17 protein-coding genes are annotated in these 18123 nt (G+C 57.2%); all 17 read right to left on the reverse strand.

What is annotated here, in order from left to right; translation table 11 throughout:
• Window positions 1-41: 41 nt before the first annotated feature.
• Window positions 42-1238 (reverse strand): hypothetical protein, encoded by a 1197-nt coding sequence (locus BEQ56_12765; protein AOH44261.1) that lies wholly within the window; start codon window positions 1236-1238, stop codon window positions 42-44.
• A 183-nt stretch (window positions 1239-1421) separates the two neighbouring features.
• Window positions 1422-2663 carry a hypothetical protein gene (locus tag BEQ56_12770; GenBank protein AOH44262.1) on the reverse strand — a complete coding sequence of 414 codons (1242 nt, stop codon included), beginning with the start codon at window positions 2661-2663 and terminating at the stop codon, window positions 1422-1424.
• Window positions 2664-2749: 86 nt separating this feature from the next.
• Window positions 2750-3541, reverse strand: a complete 792-nt coding sequence (locus BEQ56_12775; protein AOH44263.1) for a hypothetical protein — start codon at window positions 3539-3541, stop codon at window positions 2750-2752.
• Window positions 3528-5084, reverse strand: coding sequence for a hypothetical protein (locus BEQ56_12780; GenBank protein ID AOH44264.1), 1557 nt, complete (start codon window positions 5082-5084; stop codon window positions 3528-3530). Before BEQ56_12780 ends, BEQ56_12775 begins: the two co-directional genes overlap by 14 nt.
• Window positions 5081-6622 (reverse strand): hypothetical protein, encoded by a 1542-nt coding sequence (locus BEQ56_12785; GenBank protein ID AOH44265.1) that lies wholly within the window; start codon window positions 6620-6622, stop codon window positions 5081-5083. The genes BEQ56_12780 and BEQ56_12785 overlap by 4 nt, the downstream gene beginning before the upstream one ends.
• A 1-nt stretch (window position 6623) precedes the next feature.
• Window positions 6624-7598, reverse strand: a complete 975-nt coding sequence (locus BEQ56_12790; GenBank protein ID AOH44266.1) for a hypothetical protein — start codon at window positions 7596-7598, stop codon at window positions 6624-6626.
• A gap of 4 nt (window positions 7599-7602) precedes the next feature.
• Complete coding sequence (locus BEQ56_12795) at window positions 7603-8280, reverse strand: hypothetical protein (protein ID AOH44549.1); 678 nt, start codon at window positions 8278-8280, stop codon at window positions 7603-7605.
• A gap of 137 nt (window positions 8281-8417) precedes the next feature.
• Window positions 8418-9395, reverse strand: coding sequence for a hypothetical protein (locus tag BEQ56_12800; protein ID AOH44267.1), 978 nt, complete (start codon window positions 9393-9395; stop codon window positions 8418-8420).
• A 211-nt stretch (window positions 9396-9606) separates the two neighbouring features.
• On the reverse strand, window positions 9607-10284 hold the full coding sequence (locus tag BEQ56_12805; protein ID AOH44550.1) for a hypothetical protein: 678 nt from the start codon (window positions 10282-10284) through the stop codon (window positions 9607-9609).
• 5 nt (window positions 10285-10289) lie between these two features.
• On the reverse strand, window positions 10290-11183 hold the full coding sequence (locus BEQ56_12810; protein AOH44268.1) for a hypothetical protein: 894 nt from the start codon (window positions 11181-11183) through the stop codon (window positions 10290-10292).
• A 9-nt stretch (window positions 11184-11192) separates the two neighbouring features.
• The gene (locus tag BEQ56_12815) at window positions 11193-12011 is read right to left on the reverse strand and encodes a hypothetical protein (GenBank protein ID AOH44269.1); all 819 of its coding nucleotides are present in this window, start codon (window positions 12009-12011) and stop codon (window positions 11193-11195) included.
• 5 nt (window positions 12012-12016) lie between these two features.
• A complete protein-coding gene (locus tag BEQ56_12820; GenBank protein AOH44270.1) occupies window positions 12017-12415 on the reverse strand; it encodes a hypothetical protein in 399 nt (132 codons plus the stop codon).
• A 189-nt stretch (window positions 12416-12604) separates the two neighbouring features.
• Window positions 12605-13294 carry an acylneuraminate cytidylyltransferase gene (locus tag BEQ56_12825; GenBank protein ID AOH44271.1) on the reverse strand — a complete coding sequence of 230 codons (690 nt, stop codon included), beginning with the start codon at window positions 13292-13294 and terminating at the stop codon, window positions 12605-12607.
• A gap of 8 nt (window positions 13295-13302) precedes the next feature.
• Window positions 13303-14976, reverse strand: coding sequence for a hypothetical protein (locus tag BEQ56_12830; protein AOH44272.1), 1674 nt, complete (start codon window positions 14974-14976; stop codon window positions 13303-13305).
• A gap of 19 nt (window positions 14977-14995) precedes the next feature.
• Complete coding sequence (locus BEQ56_12835) at window positions 14996-15883, reverse strand: N-acetylneuraminate synthase (protein AOH44551.1); 888 nt, start codon at window positions 15881-15883, stop codon at window positions 14996-14998.
• Window positions 15884-15887: 4 nt separating this feature from the next.
• Window positions 15888-17138, reverse strand: coding sequence for a hypothetical protein (locus tag BEQ56_12840; protein AOH44273.1), 1251 nt, complete (start codon window positions 17136-17138; stop codon window positions 15888-15890).
• On the reverse strand, window positions 17132-17959 hold the full coding sequence (locus tag BEQ56_12845) for a hypothetical protein (protein AOH44274.1): 828 nt from the start codon (window positions 17957-17959) through the stop codon (window positions 17132-17134). The genes BEQ56_12840 and BEQ56_12845 overlap by 7 nt, the downstream gene beginning before the upstream one ends.
• Window positions 17960-18123: the final 164 nt, after the last annotated feature.

The following is an 18123-nucleotide window of genomic DNA, read 5'->3' on the forward strand; positions in this document are numbered from 1 at the left end:
GACCGACGCAGGGCCAATCCAAACGAATACCGCGCGTTTCATCAAAATCTCGATGTCTCAAAATCAAATGTTTTGACGTCCCCGTTATGGCTGAAATCAAACCGCGCCGCTCCCCCCGCGCCCCGATTCTGCCAGGAACAACTCGAATCGTGCCAACTTGCCCAGCCAAATTGCCTTGACGAATTCATCCCATAATTTACCCATCCGCCAAAAGAACTGTTCCAAACAATAGTTTCGCGACAATACTCGCGAAGTCCTAAGAAATTTCCGCCGATCCGATCGACGTTTTGATTTGTATAACTCCGGGCGGCAGCGTTCAACATATATTGATAAATGCTTACATCGATAAACGTACTATAGCCTACACCGCCAACTGAACCTGTCGGACCTGTCGCAATAAACGTTTGCCTTGAAGAAGTCGGCGTTGAATCTGAACGATTCCCGGTTTCTAAATTAAGAATCCCGCCGCCGTTTTTCTCGAATTCACGATTCTTCGTTCGCTCTAAATCCTTCTCGACCGATTCCGGAAGACGATCCACTCTCCGTTCGATAACTTCTGAAACGCTGCTTGAAAAATCAACCGTTCGATCTTCCATCATCCAATAATGCTCAGAGCCCAGAAAATCGCCTGTCTCTGAGTCGTACCATCGTCGATCGTAGGGGCCAAGAACGTCCCATCCATTTTGATCGTCAACCATAACCTTAAACTGAGACCCAAGATGGCATACGTTCTCAATCAGAATTGATTTCTTTCCAATATGCTCGACGTTTTCAACCCTTATTTCAACCTCCTGGCAAAATGGCTCACCCAATTCAGATAATAATCCAATGAAATAAAAATCCGCGACATGTTCCCACGGCTTCATAGGAGAACCTTCCCGCTGGTCCTTATACGAATACTCAAAGTCGCTGTTGCCAACAGAAATTAATTTTCTGCCTTCTTTTTCAGTCCGATAATACCAGATTTCGGTATCCGCAAGTCCTTCCGCATTGATATGCACCCATCTTTCTGAATAATGATCATACGGCAGTTGGTAACCCTCATTCTTCTCCGCGACGCGCGATCGAACCTGAAAAAAAATCCATCCTTCTTCGCCAATCGGAATCTTTCTCGCCTTTTCGTTCAACTCTTTGACGAGCTTCACTGCATCCTCGATCGTGACGCTTTCCGCCAGCGCCGATCCGACCGAAGCCATAACGGCCATCAGAACCAATACGAATATTATTGCGCGTTTCATCTTTTCCTCCGTTTCCAGGCAAATCAAACGCAGCCAAACGTCATATCCATACGAGAATTATAACTTATCCTGATAAAAATGAACATGAAAAATCCCAGCCTGCGCGGGGACCAATCGGCTTATTTTCCGGCCAGCCTACGCGATCAATTACATAGACATAACCGAAACCCGTTCATACAATCATTATCGCCAGAATACCGGCGATTCCCCAATAATGTCCTCTTCATGATTATAAAAATTAAATACAAATTTACCGCCGATGCCGGATCCAATCGGAAGATTATCCGAGCAGTTAGGCGACCAATCGATAATAGCGGTTGACGCTGAGGCAGAACTTCCCGGTGAACTGGTCCATCCCGGATAAGGGGTATTACCATGCATGATACCGTTGCAATATTCCCTCAGACCAAAATAATATCCGCCTATGGAATTGATTGACTGCGAAGCGACGCTTTTCGCCACGCCGCTGTAACTCTTGGTCCGATTATTCAGCCTGGCCTCCGCCCAAAAGCGAACGCCATTATACGTTCCCGCCGGACTGAGAAATGTCTGAAACGCCCCTTCCTTTGCGCCGGACGGCTCGATAGATTCGGACGAATCGATAGAGATAGATTCCGCTCCCCGATACGTCGTCCAGCCTTCAAAATCTTCGCTTCTGACCATTTCGAAATCCTTCAGAACCTTTTCCGGAACCTCTTTGACGCGCATAAAATAACCATGCGCAGTAGAACCGCCGGGAATCAACGTCCGGTCCGTCTTCATTCTCGCCGAGTCGCATTTGACCATCGCTCCCGTTTCCGGATCAAACCAGGTCCGAAAATAATCGCCTAAAATCTCTAAACCATTTCGTTCTTTATAGCTTTCCCGATCCTCCGGCGACCAGTAAAACAGCATCTCGATAAAAATGACTTTCTTTCCCTCAAGCTCCGCGTTCTCGATCCGAATTTCATGTCCGTATCGATTCTCGATTTCATAATCAAGCCTGTCTTTATAAACCGAATCGAACTTTAACGGAAACCAATCCGATTCCCTGACAACCAGCTTTTCCGCGATCGAAAAGAAAATCTTCCCGACCGCGACCTCAGATAGAACTTCTCCGTCTTCAAACGTATCCCGGTAGTTAACCCGCTGATCGACGAACCCCTCGGAATTGATATGGTACCATTGCTTGCTTACATAGTACGTCGGCGTAAGCGCCTTCGCATCTTCCGGACGCGAAAACTCCTGCGACACGAAGACCCACCCATCAGGCACAAAAAATTCCGACGCCTTCGCCCATAACGCCTCAAAAACCTGATACGCATCCTCGATCGTGACGCTTTCCGCCAGCGCCGATCCGACCGAAGCCATAACGACCACCAGAACCAATACGAATATTATTGCGCGTTTCATCTTTTCCTCCGTTTCCAGGCAAATCAAACGCAATTAAACGTCATATCCATACGAGAATTATAACTTATCCTGATAAAAATGAATATGAAAAATCCCAGCCTGCGCGGGGACCAATCGGTTTATTTTCCAGCCAACCTTCGCCGACGCAGCGTCACCAGCGGCGCCAGCGCCTTCCGGATCCAGTACTTCGCCGTCAGAAGACTGACCGCTTTTCCGCCATCACGATAATGGATCGTCAGCATGTCCCGCCAGCAGCGCTCGTCCGCAACGATCGTCTTCGCGTCGGCATGAAGCCGGAAATTCGCCCATACCGCGCCGGGAAAATAACGGTACGGCGCGATCGCCGCCAGCCGCAGCCACAGGTCGTAATCCATCGCGAACCAGATATCCTGATCGAGCGGCCCGACCCGCTCCCAGAGCTCGGCGCGGAAGAAAAAGGCCTGCTGCGGGATATGGACCGAGCCGCGCCGAAGCGCGTTCAGGTCAGTCTGCTTCGCGTTGAAGCGTCCGATAACGCGATCGTCAGCGTCGATAAAGCTGCAATCGCCATACACGAACGAGCAGTCCGGCGCGGCGCGCAGCGCTTCAACCGCGCGGCGAATCGCCCCCGGCTCATACGTATCATCCGAATTCAGCCAGGCGAAAACTTCGCCCGTCCCGCGGTTGAACCCCTTGTTGATCGCGTGCGTCTGGCCCGCGTCGGGAACCGATACCCAATACGCGAGCCGATCGGCGTACCGCTCGATCACCTCGCGGCTCCCGTCGGTCGACCCGCCGTCGATAACGATATATTCCAGGTTCGGATAATCCTGATCCAGAACCGACCGGATTGTCCGCTCCAGATACGCCGCCTGCTGATACGACGGAGTCACGACCGTCACTTTCGGGAATTCCTGACTAAAAGGCTTCATTCGTCCGCTCCTCCGGCGCATCGTCGCCATTATCGATCCTGAACACGAGAGCGCCCTCCTCGCGTTCCAATAATTCGCCGTGCGCCTGGAGCCACTGCTGGAGACGCGGCTGCTGATAAAACCGCTCCATGTCGGTCGCGATAAAATACTGACGGTTATTCATCGTTTCCCGGAGAACGCGGTCAGCCTCCGCCGCCGGAAGCGCCTCGACCGACCCGTCCCAGATCATCGCCGTCCGCAGCCCCCAGTACATCAGCCCCGCGCCGTAATCGTCCATCAGGCCGACAATGTTAATCTGATTCGGATAAGGATCGTACCGTTCCGCGATCCGCCGGTACCGCTCAGGAGCGTCGCGGAAATCCGTCCGCCCCAGCCGCGTCGCCGTGTCGACGATCATCCAGCCGCAGCCAAGCGCGATCGCTCCTGCGATCATCGTCCGCCCCAGCCAGTCCCGCCCGCGCGCCCGCTCGATTCTGGCGGCAACGGTCCCGACGCTATCCACGAAAGCCCCGAGCCCAACTGACGCCAGCGGAAAGAGCGGCGTCTGATAATAATCGTGCGTCCCGATATGATGCGGCAGCGCGAAACCATACGCTGCGTACCCGACCAGGTACCCGACCCAGATCCATCGCAGACCCGTCCGCCGGATCAGCGCCAGCCCGATCAGCGCGGCCGCGATCAACCCGATGCCAAAAACCGCGTCGATCTCCCGAAGCCAGCGGATATAAAAACCAATCGAAAACCATTCGCTGAAAACGAATCGCCCCTGGTACTGCTGCCGAAGGAAGCCGTCGATCCAGACTCCCCAGACATTATACGCCGCGGTCGGACCGACCATCATCAGCGCCATCAGCCAGACCTGCGCCGAAGCGAACGCTTTCCGGATCGACCCACACGTCGAAAGGATGGCAAATCCGAGCGCGAACCCGATCGGAAAGATCATGACCTGTTTCACGTAAACCGCCGCGCCGGCGAAGACCGCGGTCAGGATCGCCGCCCCCCAGCTCCGCCGCTCCGTCCAGCCGCCCAGCGTCGCCAACGCGAAAATCGTCAGCGCCGTCATCAGCGCCTCCGGCTGGAACGAGCGGCTGACGAGAACGCCGTACGGAAGGAGGAGATACAGCGCAAACGCGGCCGCCCGCCCCACGTCCGATAACCAGCCGCGGCAAATCCGATTCAGCCCCGCCGCGCCGATCAGCCAGAACAGGATCGCCAGCGCCCGCGGCAGGCGCAAATCCGCGTCGCCGGCCAGCGCATACAGCTTGGCCGAAATATACTCCATGACCGGCGGCTCGATCCAGAGCTCCTGTTCCCCGCGGATCCGCGCCTCTTCGCGCTCCGCCGCCCCCCAGCCCGGAAGCGTTCCGCCGTCGGCGAGATAAAAACCACGCGCGATCAGCGCCGAATGCAGCTGGCGCGCCGGATGAAAATCCAACGGCGGGTTCGAAAAATCCAGAAAGCGCAGCGCAGCGCCGATCAGGAAAATCAGGATCAGCGCAGCCCGCCCGGACCGACCGATCGAAAGATGTCGCGTTTCGTTCATGGCTCTTTTACCCGGCGCAAGTCGTAAAGAATATAGCCGTTCCCTTCCGCAGCAATTTCATATCCCTCAAGCCGTTCGAGCAGCTCCGGCTGCGCCGCCAGCTCGTTCAGCGCCGAAACAAAAAAATAATCCTGTCCCGCGGTCAGCGCGGTAAACAGCGCCTCAAAATCGCTTTCGCCGCGCCCCGCCGCGCTGAACAGCCGTTCATCGCCCGCCGTCCGCCAGCTCAACGCCAACCGCCGCCAGCCGTAATAATTCAGCCGCATCCCGTAATCGCCGGTCAGCCCGATCAGGCTGGCGTCAGCCGGGACCGCTTCGCCCACCCGTCGCCAGCTCGCCGGCTCGAGGCGATAATCCGCCGCGCGGAGCCGCCCCACCGCGACATACCCGCCATAAAACGCCCCGGCGCAGCAGATCGCCGCGGCCGCGCACCGCCGCAGCCGCGATCCCTCGCCGTATTTCTTCCAGAGAAGCTCGAAAAGCGGCGCGAGCGAAATCGCGCAAAGCGGGTAAATCATCATGCTGTAATACTCGTGCGTCGTTATCTGATACGGAACGGTCAGCCCGTACGCGAGATATCCGGCCCATGCCCCGCCGATCACCAGCGCCTTCCCGCGTTCCGCGCTCAGCAGGCTCAGCCCCGACAGGAAAATCGCCGGCAGCGTGATCAGCCCTTTCAGCATCGCCAGCCAATCGGCGTAAAAACCCGGATCCAGGATCATCCCGCTCAGCGACACGACCCAGAAAGACAGGAAATCCCCCGACCGCCCCGGCGTCAGCGCCGCAGCGTAAATCAGGCTCGGCGCGACCGCGGCCAGCCCGACCCCAACCGTCTCGATCGCGCGCGCGCGAAATCCGTCCTCGCGGAGCCGGGCGGCGAAGACCCCCAGAAGAATCCCTGCGATAAAAAATCCGGCGAACGCTTTGATCAGCGTTGCGGTCCCGCCGAGGAGCGCGGTTAAAATCGCGTCGCGCCGGCGCCCGCTTTCGCGCCAACGCAGCCCGGCCCAGATCGACGCCGTGATCCAGGCGCACATCCACGGATCGGGCTGAATCGACCGGCTCATCACCACGCTCATCGGGAAAAAAAACATGACCGCGAGCGCGGCCCACGCCCCCGCCCGGGCGCCAAGCCGCCTCGCGCAGAGCCAGACGAAAAATCCTGCGACCGTCCAGAACAGCGCTGAGAAAACGCGCCCTAACCGCCAGTCCTCGCGGCCAATCATCCGGTACCCTGACGCCAGAACACGTTCGAGGATCGGCGGTTCGTACGTTTCCAACGCGCTAAGGTCCCTCGAAAGCGCGCTCAGCGCCGGATCGGCGTCCGGAAGCGAACGAACATAAAAATCGCGCGCGAGGATCAACGACCTTAACTGCCGCGTGCCATGAAAATCGAGCGGCGGATCGTCGAAATCCGCAAGCCGAAGCGCAAATCCGACCGACAGGATCAGGATCAGGCCGACAATCGTCCTGATCCTTTCCGATACCCTGATCTTATTTTCTTCCCGGCCCATCGCGACCGTTTCGCTCGCGGACAACTCAGTTCCTCTCCGGCCCCTGGATCCATGCCTGATACGCGCGCAGTCCCTCCAGTCGTTTCGCGGACTGCCGCTCGAAAATCCGCGCCGCCGCGGACGGCGAAACCAAACCCAACCCCGTCAGCAGAACTCTCCGCCAATCGTCAATGACCCGCTTCGGCGCGAGCGTAAACGCCTTCGCGTACGCCCGCAGCGCAGCCCCGTTCATTCCCCCGACCGACAGGTAATTCGCGTCGAGCCAGGCCGCGCCGCCGCGAATCTTTTTCACGATCGGTTCGCTCATCGTCCGAAAGCGTTCGTCAGATAAAAGCCAACCGACAATCCGGCGCGCTTCTTTCCCGAAATCAGCCGTATTCGCGCGGTTCTTCGCCTCGGAATAAAACCGCGCCGCGGCTAACGGTTCCGGAAGATAAACGATCCCCGCGTCCGGCGTCATGCGCAGCCACAGATGATGATCCAATAAATAATGATACGTGAGGTCCAGCCCGCCGCTCTTCTCCCAAAGCGAACGGCGGAAAAAGACCGCCGGCTGGCTGATAATCCGGAATGACGCTAAATCCGCCCATTCGTACGGCGCGAAACGCATAACGTTCACCAGCGCCCCGTCCCGATCGACCGACAACGCGTCGCCATAGACGAAATCGATGTCCGGACGCTCGCTGAAAACCCGCGCGACGCGCTCGAACGCCCCGGAAAGATAAAAATCGTCCGAATTGATCCAGCCGTAGATATCGCCGCCCGCCCGCGCGAAACCTTTATTGATCGCGTCCGCCTGACCGCGGTCCTTTTCAGAAACCCAGCCGCTCAACTCGCGCGAATGCGCTTCGAGAATTTTCCGGCTCCCGTCGTCCGACCCGCCGTCGATAACGAAATACTCCGCGGCGGGGTAAGACTGCGTCAGGACGGATTGGATCGTCCGCTCCAGAAAAGCGGCCTGCCGGTACGACGGCGTCACGATCGAAAAACGCAGAGCCATATCGCTAAAACAGGCTTTCGTAATCGGTTTTCGGAAAAATCGTCAGCTTCCCGCCGACGGTCGCGTCGATGACCCGCCGGCCCGCCGCGCGGTACGTTTCGTTCGCGAGCGCGTACGCTTTCTCCGACGTCTCTAAATCCGGGAGCTGCCAGCGGAAACCTTTCCCGAAATAACCGGGGTTGAAATGGTTGGGATCGTCTCCCTGCGAAACGACCGTTTCGTTCGGCTTTCCCTGCGTTGCGAACGAATGGTCCACGCCGATCAGGATGACTTCGGAAAACCCCAGGTAATACGCCGTCTGAAGCGCCATGTACGTTACCGTCGCCCCCTCCCACATCCGGAAGCGGATATCCTTCTGGAACTTCGCGCCGGTATACGTCGCGTACAGGAAATAAAGATCCTCCTCCGGCGAGAGGTACTTCAGCGCCCGCGTCGTCACGAACCGCGGCATCGTCAGCCGCTGGATATCCGCCGACGTCTGTTCCACGACCAGATCGTTAACGCAAAGATAATACGACGTTTCGAACCCCATCTCCGGGAACGCCAGATAGATCCGGTTCAGCCCGAACGTCGTTTCGTTCCGCAGCTTCGATAAATCGGTCCGTTTCAGGCTCGGTCCGTTCCCCAGAATAAAACAGCGCTCGCCGCGATGTCGGTCGCGGAGCGCGGTCAGCCGCGCGATCGAGTCGCGCCGGGCCGGGTTCAGGTACGCCGCCGGCAGGTTTGGAACGCGTTTTAAGCCGTCGTAAACCTCCTTTCCGGCGGAAAGGATCGGCGCGGGAACCGTCCGGCTGAGAAAATCCTTAATTTTCGGATTCATTAATATTTCTTTTTGAGTTCTTCAATATTGCTCGTGTCAAAACCGAGCGCGGCGACGCAGTTCCGGATCGTCGACCAATGCACCCGTTCGCAGGCGATCGGGCTGAAATTCGAGTTGTGCGGCGCGAGCATGACGTTATCCATCGTCAGCAGCTCCGACGACGCCGGAAGCGGTTCCGTTTCAAAAACGTCGAGCGCCGCGGCGGCGATTGTTCCCGCTTTCAGCGCTTCGATAAGCGCCGGTTCGTCGACGACCGGCCCGCGCGACAGGTTCAGCAGGATCGCCGTCGGCTTCATCCTTTTCAGCGTTTCCGCGTTGATCAGGTGATAGCTGGTCGGGTTTAAGTCGACATGGCAGGTCACAATATCCGATTCAGCCAGCAGTTTTTCCAGAGAAACGTTTTCCGCCCGCGTTTCGAGCATGAAGTCCGGCCGGATTTCGATAATATCGTTGCAGAGGATCCGCGCGCCGAAGCCGCGGAGCCGGCGCGCGACCGCCTGACCGCAATTCCCAACGCCGATAATCCCCACCGTCGCTTCCGACAGCGTCGAGATCGGCGGCTTATTCCACACCCCCTCGCGCATCGAGGCATCCATCGCCTTCAATCCGCGCACAAACGACAGCATGTAGCCGATCGCTGACTCGGCTACCGGGACCGTGAACGCGTTGACCGTGTTGCCGATAACGACGCCGAATTTGGCGCAGGCCGCTTTATCGATCGCGTCGATCCCGGTTCCCCATTTCGAAACGACCTTAAGCCGTGGGGCGCAGGCCTCGATCACGCGCGCGCTGAACTCGTCGTCGCCGCAGAGAATCCCGTCAAACTGCCCGGCATATTTCAGGATATCGTCCTCGCGAAGCTTCTGTTTCACTTCCGGGATAATCACTTCCAAACCGTAAACTTCTTCAAGAACGCGCTTGAACCGTTCCCGCTGAGCCATCATGTACGGCGCCGATAATATAACCGTTTTCTTCATTTACGTTTCTCCCTTATTATTCCGCTATCCTCTATTTTAGTCAGCTTTCAGCAGAATGCAAATCCGAGGAACGATATCCATGGCGGGATGACCTCCGCAGCGGATTACCAAAGGAAACACGGCGCTCAGCGAATTCCGCGCTTCCCCTTTACCTTGCGTCAAATATAGAATTGGACAGGATACCGGACGCGGATGATCCCCACCGGTCGGCTTACGCGACTGCGAAAGCAGCGCGCTCCGCGATTTCGTAAGGCGCAAGCCTCCCGGCATCCAATTTAAACACCTGATCACAGAGGATCTTCAACTCATCCGGATAGTTGCTCGTCAGGAGAATCGTCTTCCCTGCCCGATTTAATTCAACGATCAGGTCATAAATTTGCCGCTGCCCATCCACGTCCAGCATATTCGTCGGCTCGTCCAGCAGCAGCAAATCCGGATCTTCCATCAACGCCTGCGCCAGATATAACCGCTGCATCATGCCGCTCGAATAGCAGCTGACCGGACGGCCGTCCCCGCCGTTCAGGCCGACGACGCTCAGGACTTCAAGGATCCTTCCCGTCGGGACCGAACCGCTCACGGCGGCGAGGATCGTCAAATTTTCGAGTGCGCTCGCGCTGCGCAAAAATCCGGGCGAATCAATCAGGACGCCCGTATTCGGCGCGAACTCGGCTTCCATGCCGATTTTCTTCCCGAAGACACGGACTTCACCGCGCGTCGGTCGGATGAATCCGCTCAGGCAGCGCAGCAAAACCGACTTCCCTGCGCCGTTCGCGCCCGTAACGCCGTAGATCCTTCCGCGCGGAAGTTCGAGATTCACGCCGTCCAGAACGGTCTTCTTCCCAAACGACAGCGCCACGTCTGAGGCGGTCAAAACGTATTTTTCATCCATATTGTTCATGCGCGGCCTTCTTCCTTCGAATCATGTTTTGAGACGAGCGGAACACATTCGCAGAGCTTCCGCCCAATCAAATTTAGAACTGCAATCCAGATCAGCCAATAGGCAAACGACCACCAGATTGGCCCCTGCCGAAACGGGAACGCCCAATAAACCATCGTCAGATTCCGCAGCGGCGATAAAATCGAAATCAGGGACGGAACGTTGATTAACGCGTATTCGAGCGGGAACGTCACGGCGCAGAGAACCATGACCGCGAGGTACCCCCAGAGCGGTTTCCCAAGCCGCAGCGTCAGAATCATCATCACCATACCGAGCGTCCAGAAACCCAACGTCTGCATCATGAAGACAATAAAAGCCAGCCTCATCGGCGCGGTATAACCGAATTTCATCATCGCCGGCGTCAGAATACTCGTTCCGCTCGCTCCAAACGCGCTCCAATTCAGATCAAACCCGTTGCGGATAACGCCGGCGGCGAAAACGATCGCCATGCACAGCGCAAGATACAGCGCCGCCGCGATCAGCGTCACGGCGCTTTTCACGCCCCACCACCTCCGCCGCGAGCCAAGCCGGAACAGCGCCAGGTTTCCAAACTCGCTTTCAGGGAGAATATCCGAAACGCAGAGCAGGAAGAGACTCAGCGTCCCCAAGACAAGATATTCCAGATTTCCAAACGCAATAAAAAAAGCATCCCAGCCGTTGACCTGATTCGTGACCATGCCGAATGCATCCGGCAGCATCGTCAGATCCATCGGCGGATATTCGTTGCCGACGAGCGCGATGGCGTTCGATGATAAATAGGCGATGAATCCGACGACCGGAAAAATCATCAGCCAGCGCGGACGCAGCAGCATCCGTTTCAATTGATATTGAAAATATGCGGACGGTTTCATCATTCCTCCCTACGATAATACGCGTTCACGCCTGGCGAAAAGAATCAGGATCGCCGAAATCAGCGCCGTCAATGCCAGCGGATGCAGAAAAAAGATACGCGCCGATGAGTACTCGTGCCAGAAGTTACAGTAGAGCGGCGCAGTCGGCGACCAGTCCGCGCCGAAAAAGTTCGTCTTCACCGCGACGAAATGCGAAAACAGGTAAAACGCGCAAGGAAATCCCAAAATCCAATAACGATTCGTCATGACGAACGACAGGCTCATCGCGAACGTCGCATACAGCGCGCTCATCAGCCCGACCATGCCCGAAATAAAAAGGATAAACAGATCCGGAGTGCGCTGAAAAAACGGCATCAGCAAACCATACGGACGCCCTGCCACCGGCATATCCCAAACGTTAATCGGATACTGCGCCCGTGGGACATACAGGTTCGTAAAGAGATACAGCCCGGCGAGCGGAAGCATGGCAGCGACGGCAGCCGCGATCGCGTTCACGAAAAACCGCTCCCGAACGTAAGAGCGGAAGCCGCTGCGAAAAACGAGCGGGCGAAGAAACCCCTCGGATCGCTCGATCGCCAGCGCGTCCGAAAACGGCATGACCGCGAGAATTGGCAGCGCCAGCGTGTAATGGGCGTAGGTATAAACATAAAACCAGAGGTCAGCGAACGAGTATTCCTTCGGAAGCGCCTGATTCGAGAAGAGTCGGGTATAGACGCTGACGATCAGGAAGATCAGCCCGAAACCGACCGCGATACCGAAACGCCGCGATCGAAAAACGCGGAATAGCGTTTCTTTTGTTGCTCCTTTAGTTAATGTAACTGCTTTCATTGGGTTTATCCTTTCTCCCTTTCCGACGGAGCGTCCGCCTGATCAGACGCCTCCTTCAGGAAAGCGATCATCTCATCGACGGAAATCCCGAGTGCCTGCGACGATTGCAGGAAATCCGTCATCAGCGCCCGTTTCATCTCGCGCGCCATCCGCTCCAACATTGCCTCGTCCCGGGTAACGAACGTCCCCTCGCCCCGCTGCGTCGCCGCGATCCCCGATCGAATCAATTCCGAATACGCTCGCGCGACCGTATTGTGGTTCACTTTGTAAATCATGGCAGCTTCGATCACGGAAGGCAGCTTCCCGCCCGGCGGGTATTCCCCACGCAGGATCTTCGCGTTGATCCGCTGCACGATCTGCTGATAGATGGGTTGACTTTCGTCGAAAATATGATCCAGACTCATCGGTTTTCTTTTTCTCCTGATGCGGGCATAAAATCCCGCTGTCATCATGAATTCGAATTCTGTCCGGCCAATCTTCTTGACACTATTATAGTATACTATAACACTGGTACGCTAAGACTCAATGTTACAAAACTCTTAACTCTTTAAGAATTTCGTCCTTTTTAATGATTAGCTAGCAGTGATAGAAGCTTAAATCTCCCCCGCCTGACGCAGCTTCATCAGCATCTCGGTCACGTTCCATTCCGTCTCATCGTCGATATCCTGCGCTTCGATCGCCGGAATTTCGTACAGCAACGGACGTGAACCGATGCGGTTGCGATACGTCAGCAGGATTTCGCGGGTAAACAGGTAGAAGCAGGAATTTTCCTCATAAATCGGCGGCAGATCCTGCGTCCGAAGCAGGATCGCGGCATTGTGATTGATCGGACGGGCCAACTCGTCCCAATAACGCTTCTGAACCTTCGTGACGGAGAACATCGAATCGTACAAATAAGATTTCGCCTGGAACGCCTGAATCCCCTCCGAAATCGTCTCCGCTTTCAGGAGCGGATTCGTGCTATGCGTCTGAAGATAAAAATCGGCTTCAATCTGCGACGTATCGTAAACGAGAATTTCGTTCATCGGAACGTCTCCGGCGCGCAGCGCCTCCGGTCGCAGGATCGGCCTGACCATCGGGAAATCCTTGGCCAGGCCCTCGATAACGACAGGGCTATCGGTATCGACGACGATCTCGGAAATCTCCGGAACGTTCAGCAACGCGTCCAGGATGTAATGATACAGCGGTTTCCCGGCCAGCATCCGGTAATTTTTCCCCTCGACACGAACCGAATGATGACGCATGGGGACAAATGCCACGATTTTCGCTTTCGCAGAGTCCATTTCGTTTTCTATTCTCCTTCCGTTTCGCCCGCCGCCTGATCGGTCAGCGGCAGCGTGAAATCGCCGCCGCGCAGGATTCCATCCTGAATCACGCGCATCGTTTCGTCCTTTTCGGGCGTCAGCGCGCTCGGGTCAAAATTCCGGATCCGAACGTACCCGCGCCAGGCCGGGTCCGGCTCGATAAAGCGGCGAAGCGGGAGCGCGACATGAAAGAACTGATAATACATGAATTTTCGCGCCGTTTCCTGATACAGCGCGGGGACCTGGATCTCGGTCGCGTCGAGATAACGGCCGACCGTTTCCGCGTACGCCTCGCGCGATTTCGGAAATTCGCTGATCGGGTAGGGCGTAAAGCGCGACGCGCCCCCGGAAATAACGAGCGCGCCCATCGCCGCCGCTTCCAGCCCGATCGTCGAATTATAAACCATGACAAATTTCGCGATCCGAATCAGGTCATACGACGAAATAAACTGACCCGGCCCGATAAATAAAACGTTATGCAGCAGCGTCAGGCGGTTTCGCTGAGCCCAGTCCGTGACCGTTTCCTCGGATTCCTTCCCTTTCCGGATTTCGTCCGGATGCGCGCGGATAACGAAAAGCGTGTTAACATGTTTCTCGATAATCTCCTTAACCGCGTCGAGCCACTGGAACATGTCGTCAAAAACGACGTTCGCATGTTTCTGGCTGGTATCAAAAACGACATTGGTAAAAATCGGGACAACCTGCCGGAATGAACGCGCGAGGTTCCAGAACGCCGGCGTCAGCCCTTCCATCTCCGGCCAGAACTGAACCCCGGCCGTTTTAAATACGCCCTTCATCCGTGCTTCGAGGTACTCGTCCAACCGCGCGTTCCGCTCGGGGGTCATCTCCAGATCCGCCGGGAGCGCGATCGGACAGGCGGTCGCTTCCCCCGCCGTAAAAATCGCCGTCTCCGGCATCAGGCCGACCTCATGCGTAAACGTGGGAATCCCAGCCCGGTCGCCGATCCATTTCACGATCGCTTCCGGATACTGCTGCCCATTAAACACGACGATCGCGCGCGGTTGGTTCTCCCGGACCCATTCGTCAACCTGGAGATAAACGCTCCAGGCGGACCGGATATACATGCGGTACAGCCGCGCCGCATGCTCAACCGTTTCGATATGATGCCGTCGGAGAATCCAGCGCAGCGACGGGAGCGTCAGCTTTCCGAGCGGAACGCCGTCGCGCTCGTACGCCTCCAACCCGCCGAAATCGAGTCCCTCGACGTCGTTAAAAACCGCCGGGTCGCTCCGATAGTCGAGCGGGACGGCGTCCGCGCCGCGGTAAATCTCCGCCGACAGCCGCATACAGCGGTCGCAGGGCAGCGCCGCTTTCGGATCGTCGCGGTTCGTTCCCAGAACGCAGGGGTACAGCCCCTTCGCGCAGACCAGGAACGTCACCGGGATGCCGCTCTGCTGAAGCGAGCTCCCCGCCAGCCAGGCGAACGCAGCGTTCAGGCTCGTCCGATCGATCCGCGTCGACGCATTAAAGAATAAAACCGGGCGCGCGCGGTCCCGTCCGCCGAACGCGCTTTGAACCGCGCGATTAACCGATTCAAACCGACGCCGGTTATGAGCGTCGGTTTGAATCGTCCGGTTCTTATTCATGAGCCGGTTGATCAACGCGCGAATCGATCCGTACCCGGATAAAGAATCGGCCATATTCTGAGATACTTATGAATTACTGAACGCGGCGCAGCTTCGCTAAACTCGGGAGCTCGTCGTCATAAACGCGCTTCTTCCCATCGCCTAACGCCTGTTCCGTGACGCGGGTATACTTGACCAGCTTCGCCAGCCCCTGCGGCTCGACCGACGCCGCCTGATCGGTTCCCCACATGGCGCGGTCCAACGTGAAATGCCGCTCGATCATGCAGCTTCCCAGCGCGATCGAAACGACCGACGGGATCAACCCGACTTCATGCCCCGAGTAGCCAATCGGGCAGTCAAACTCGGCGATCAGCCGCGGGATAACGCGCAGGTTCAGCTCTGTCGGATCGCAGGGATATGCGCTGGTCGCGTGCGTAATAATCAGCTTATCCAGATTCTTAAAAACCCTGACCCCGGCCCGAATCTGATCCATTGTCGACATCCCGGTCGACAGGATCACCGGACGTCCCGTCGCTTCGCATTTCCGCAGCAACGGTAAATCCGTCAGGCCCGCCGACGGGATCTTATAGGCGATCGGATCGAACGCTTCGAGGAAATCGACCGAAACCTCGTCCCAGACGGACGCGAACCATTCGATCCCCAGCTCGCGGCAAAGCCGATCGATCTCGCGATAATCCGCCTCGCCGAATTCGACATGCCGGCGGTAATCCAGATACGTCATGTACCCCCACGGCGTCTCGCGCATTTTCCCCTGTTCCGCCGCCGGAACGCAAATCTCCGGCGTGCGCTTCTGAAACTTGACCGCGTCGACGCCGGCGGCGGCCGCCCGCCGGATCATTTCTTTCGCGATATTCAAATCGCCGTTATGATTGATCCCAATCTCAGCGATAATATACGTCGGCTGGCCTTCGCCGACGAGCTTCCGCCCCAGCCTTACCGTTTTTGACATGATACATTCCATCCTTTCACGACTGCCCCCGGTCCAGGATCCGGTCGCAGGCTTCCCGAACCGCGCCATGCCCGCCGGTCCTGGTCAGAACGATATCCGCCGCCGCCAGCGCTTTTTCATGCGCGTCGCTGGGAACCAGCGCGCATCCAACGACCGGGAAGCAGGCGATATCGTTTACGTCGTTTCCAACGTAAACCGCGTCCGCTGAATCGATCTTTTTCTCCTGACAATATTCCCGGAGTTTTTCCGTCTTCTGCAACGTTCCCTGAACGAAATCGATCCCCAGCTTCTTACAGCGCGCCGCGACAACCCGGTTCGTTTCGCTCGAAATCACGACGACCGCGATCCCCGCTTCTTTCACGAGCCGGATCCCCAGCCCGTCCGACCTGCTGCAGCGGACCGACTCCGTCCCATTCTCGTCGACGGTAACCAAATCGTCCGTCATCACGCCGTCAAAATCCAGCACAATCAGGCGAACGTTCTTCGGAAGCGCCCGCTTCGCTGCGCCCGGCGTAACGACCCTGATTTTTCCGCTCCGTAAAACCGCCTCATACTTTTCCCAGTCCGACGGATTGTCGATATCGACCTTGATCGCCGGATCCAGAAACAGCGGGAGGATAACCTTCCCGCTCATGCTCTCGCCCGCCATGAACGTTCGTTCCGGCCGAATCGCGTCGATATGGCCCGTTTGCCAGTATGTTTTCGGGAGCGCCTGACGCGGCGAGTTATACGGTTCGGCGAGACCCTCGACCGGAATCAGCCCATACATCCGCCCCGTTTTTTCGTCAACCCGCCACATCTTGAACGGGTTCTCGCCGGACGGCACGACGCCGCGGACCGAATCGGCTTCCGGATGGTCCAGGAGGAGCCGGATCGCTTCGTCGACCAATCCCGGCGTCCGGAACGGCGACGTCGGACGGAGCTGAATAACGATATCCGAGCGGTACCCCTCGTTCTCCGCCAGCCACCGAACCGCATGCTGAAACACGGGAAGATCGAGCGCCATGTCGCCGGAAATCTCCGCCGGACGGAGAAACGGCGCTTCCGCTCCCCAATCGCGCGCAACCGCCGCGATCTCCGGATCGTCCGTCGAAACCAGGATCCGCGAAACGTACTTCGATTCCTTCGCGGCCGCGATCGAATACGCGATCAGCGGGTACCCGGCGAACGGTTTAATATTTTTATGCGGAATGCCTTTCGATCCGCCGCGAGCGGGAATAATCGCGACAATGTTCAGCCCGCCGGCCGCCGGCGCCGCGCTTACCATGCCGTCCAGCCGCCGTCAACGACAAGGTTCGCGCCAGTCATGTACGTCGACGCGTCCGACGCCAGGAACAGCAGCGCCCCGCTCATCTCGTCCTTCTTCGCCATCCGTCCGAGAACCGCCCGCGCTGAATACTGTGAATTGAAAACGTCGTCATGCCCGTTATAGACGCCTCCCGGCGTCAGGCAGTTCGCCCGGATCCCCGTCCCGGCGTAATACGTCGCCAGATATTTCGTCAACCCGACGACGCCCGCTTTCGTTACCGAGTAAAAAACCGGCTTATACTGACGCTCCGACGGATCCTGATCCGGGCGTTCATATAAACGCTGGTCCGGACCGACGAGCCCATACGTCGAGCAGATATTGATAATCACGCCGTGATTCTGCGCCTTCATCGGCCGCGCAGCCGACTGCGCGCAGAGGAACAGCCCGGTCAGATTAACGTCAAGCGCGTCCCGCCACATTTTCAGCGGATAACTCTCGAAATCGTTCAGGTGCTTCCCCTGCGTCCGATCAAACTTGGGATCGAGCGCCGCGGAACAGACGAGAACGTCCAGCCGTCCCGTCTTTTCGAGGGCAAACCCGGTCATGCGATCGACCGACGCCTTGTCCGTCACGTCCACGCCGCAGCCCTGCGCTTTCCCGCCTTCGCCGCGAAGCTCCGCCGCGGTTTCCTCCGCTCCCGCCGCGTTCAGGTCGGCGACGATGACGTCCGCCCCCGCCTGCGCCAGCGCCCGACTGAATTCTTTTCCCAACAGACCGATCCCGCCGGTTACGACCGCCGTCTTTCCGATCATACGAAATTTATCAAAAATTGTCGTCATTTCTGCGCCTCAATTTCAAAAGTGCTTATCATCCGAATCTATTCTATCAGCGCATTCCGTTCCCGTAAACAGACGCCCGCCCATTTCGTACGATAACGCAAGGAACAGGTTCCAGGCGTTCCGTTTCTGAATATGAAATTTCGATCCCTGTCAGGTGATCAAGG

It is taken from the genome of Anaerolineaceae bacterium oral taxon 439 (assembly GCA_001717545.1).
Classification (GTDB): Bacteria; Chloroflexota; Anaerolineae; order Anaerolineales; family Anaerolineaceae; genus Flexilinea.

Excerpts from the sequence above, each read along its gene's own strand:
- BEQ56_12805 (AOH44550.1), bottom strand. The coding sequence starts at position 10,284 with ATGGATGAAAAATACGTTTTGACCGCCTCAGACGTGGCGCTGTCGTTT.
- BEQ56_12790 (AOH44266.1), bottom strand. The coding sequence starts at position 7,598 with ATGGCTCTGCGTTTTTCGATCGTGACGCCGTCGTACCGGCAGGCCGCT.
- BEQ56_12835 (AOH44551.1), bottom strand. The coding sequence starts at position 15,883 with ATGGAATGTATCATGTCAAAAACGGTAAGGCTGGGGCGGAAGCTCGTC.
- BEQ56_12815 (AOH44269.1), bottom strand. The coding sequence starts at position 12,011 with ATGAAAGCAGTTACATTAACTAAAGGAGCAACAAAAGAAACGCTATTC.
- BEQ56_12825 (AOH44271.1), bottom strand. The coding sequence starts at position 13,294 with ATGGACTCTGCGAAAGCGAAAATCGTGGCATTTGTCCCCATGCGTCAT.
- BEQ56_12810 (AOH44268.1), bottom strand. The coding sequence starts at position 11,183 with ATGAAACCGTCCGCATATTTTCAATATCAATTGAAACGGATGCTGCTG.
- BEQ56_12840 (AOH44273.1), bottom strand. The coding sequence starts at position 17,138 with ATGGTAAGCGCGGCGCCGGCGGCCGGCGGGCTGAACATTGTCGCGATT.
- BEQ56_12775 (AOH44263.1), bottom strand. The coding sequence starts at position 3,541 with ATGAAGCCTTTTAGTCAGGAATTCCCGAAAGTGACGGTCGTGACTCCG.
- BEQ56_12765 (AOH44261.1), bottom strand. The coding sequence starts at position 1,238 with ATGAAACGCGCAATAATATTCGTATTGGTTCTGATGGCCGTTATGGCT.
- BEQ56_12845 (AOH44274.1), bottom strand. The coding sequence starts at position 17,959 with ATGACGACAATTTTTGATAAATTTCGTATGATCGGAAAGACGGCGGTC.
- BEQ56_12780 (AOH44264.1), bottom strand. The coding sequence starts at position 5,084 with ATGAACGAAACGCGACATCTTTCGATCGGTCGGTCCGGGCGGGCTGCG.
- BEQ56_12800 (AOH44267.1), bottom strand. The coding sequence starts at position 9,395 with ATGAAGAAAACGGTTATATTATCGGCGCCGTACATGATGGCTCAGCGG.
- BEQ56_12820 (AOH44270.1), bottom strand. The coding sequence starts at position 12,415 with ATGAGTCTGGATCATATTTTCGACGAAAGTCAACCCATCTATCAGCAG.
- BEQ56_12830 (AOH44272.1), bottom strand. The coding sequence starts at position 14,976 with ATGGCCGATTCTTTATCCGGGTACGGATCGATTCGCGCGTTGATCAAC.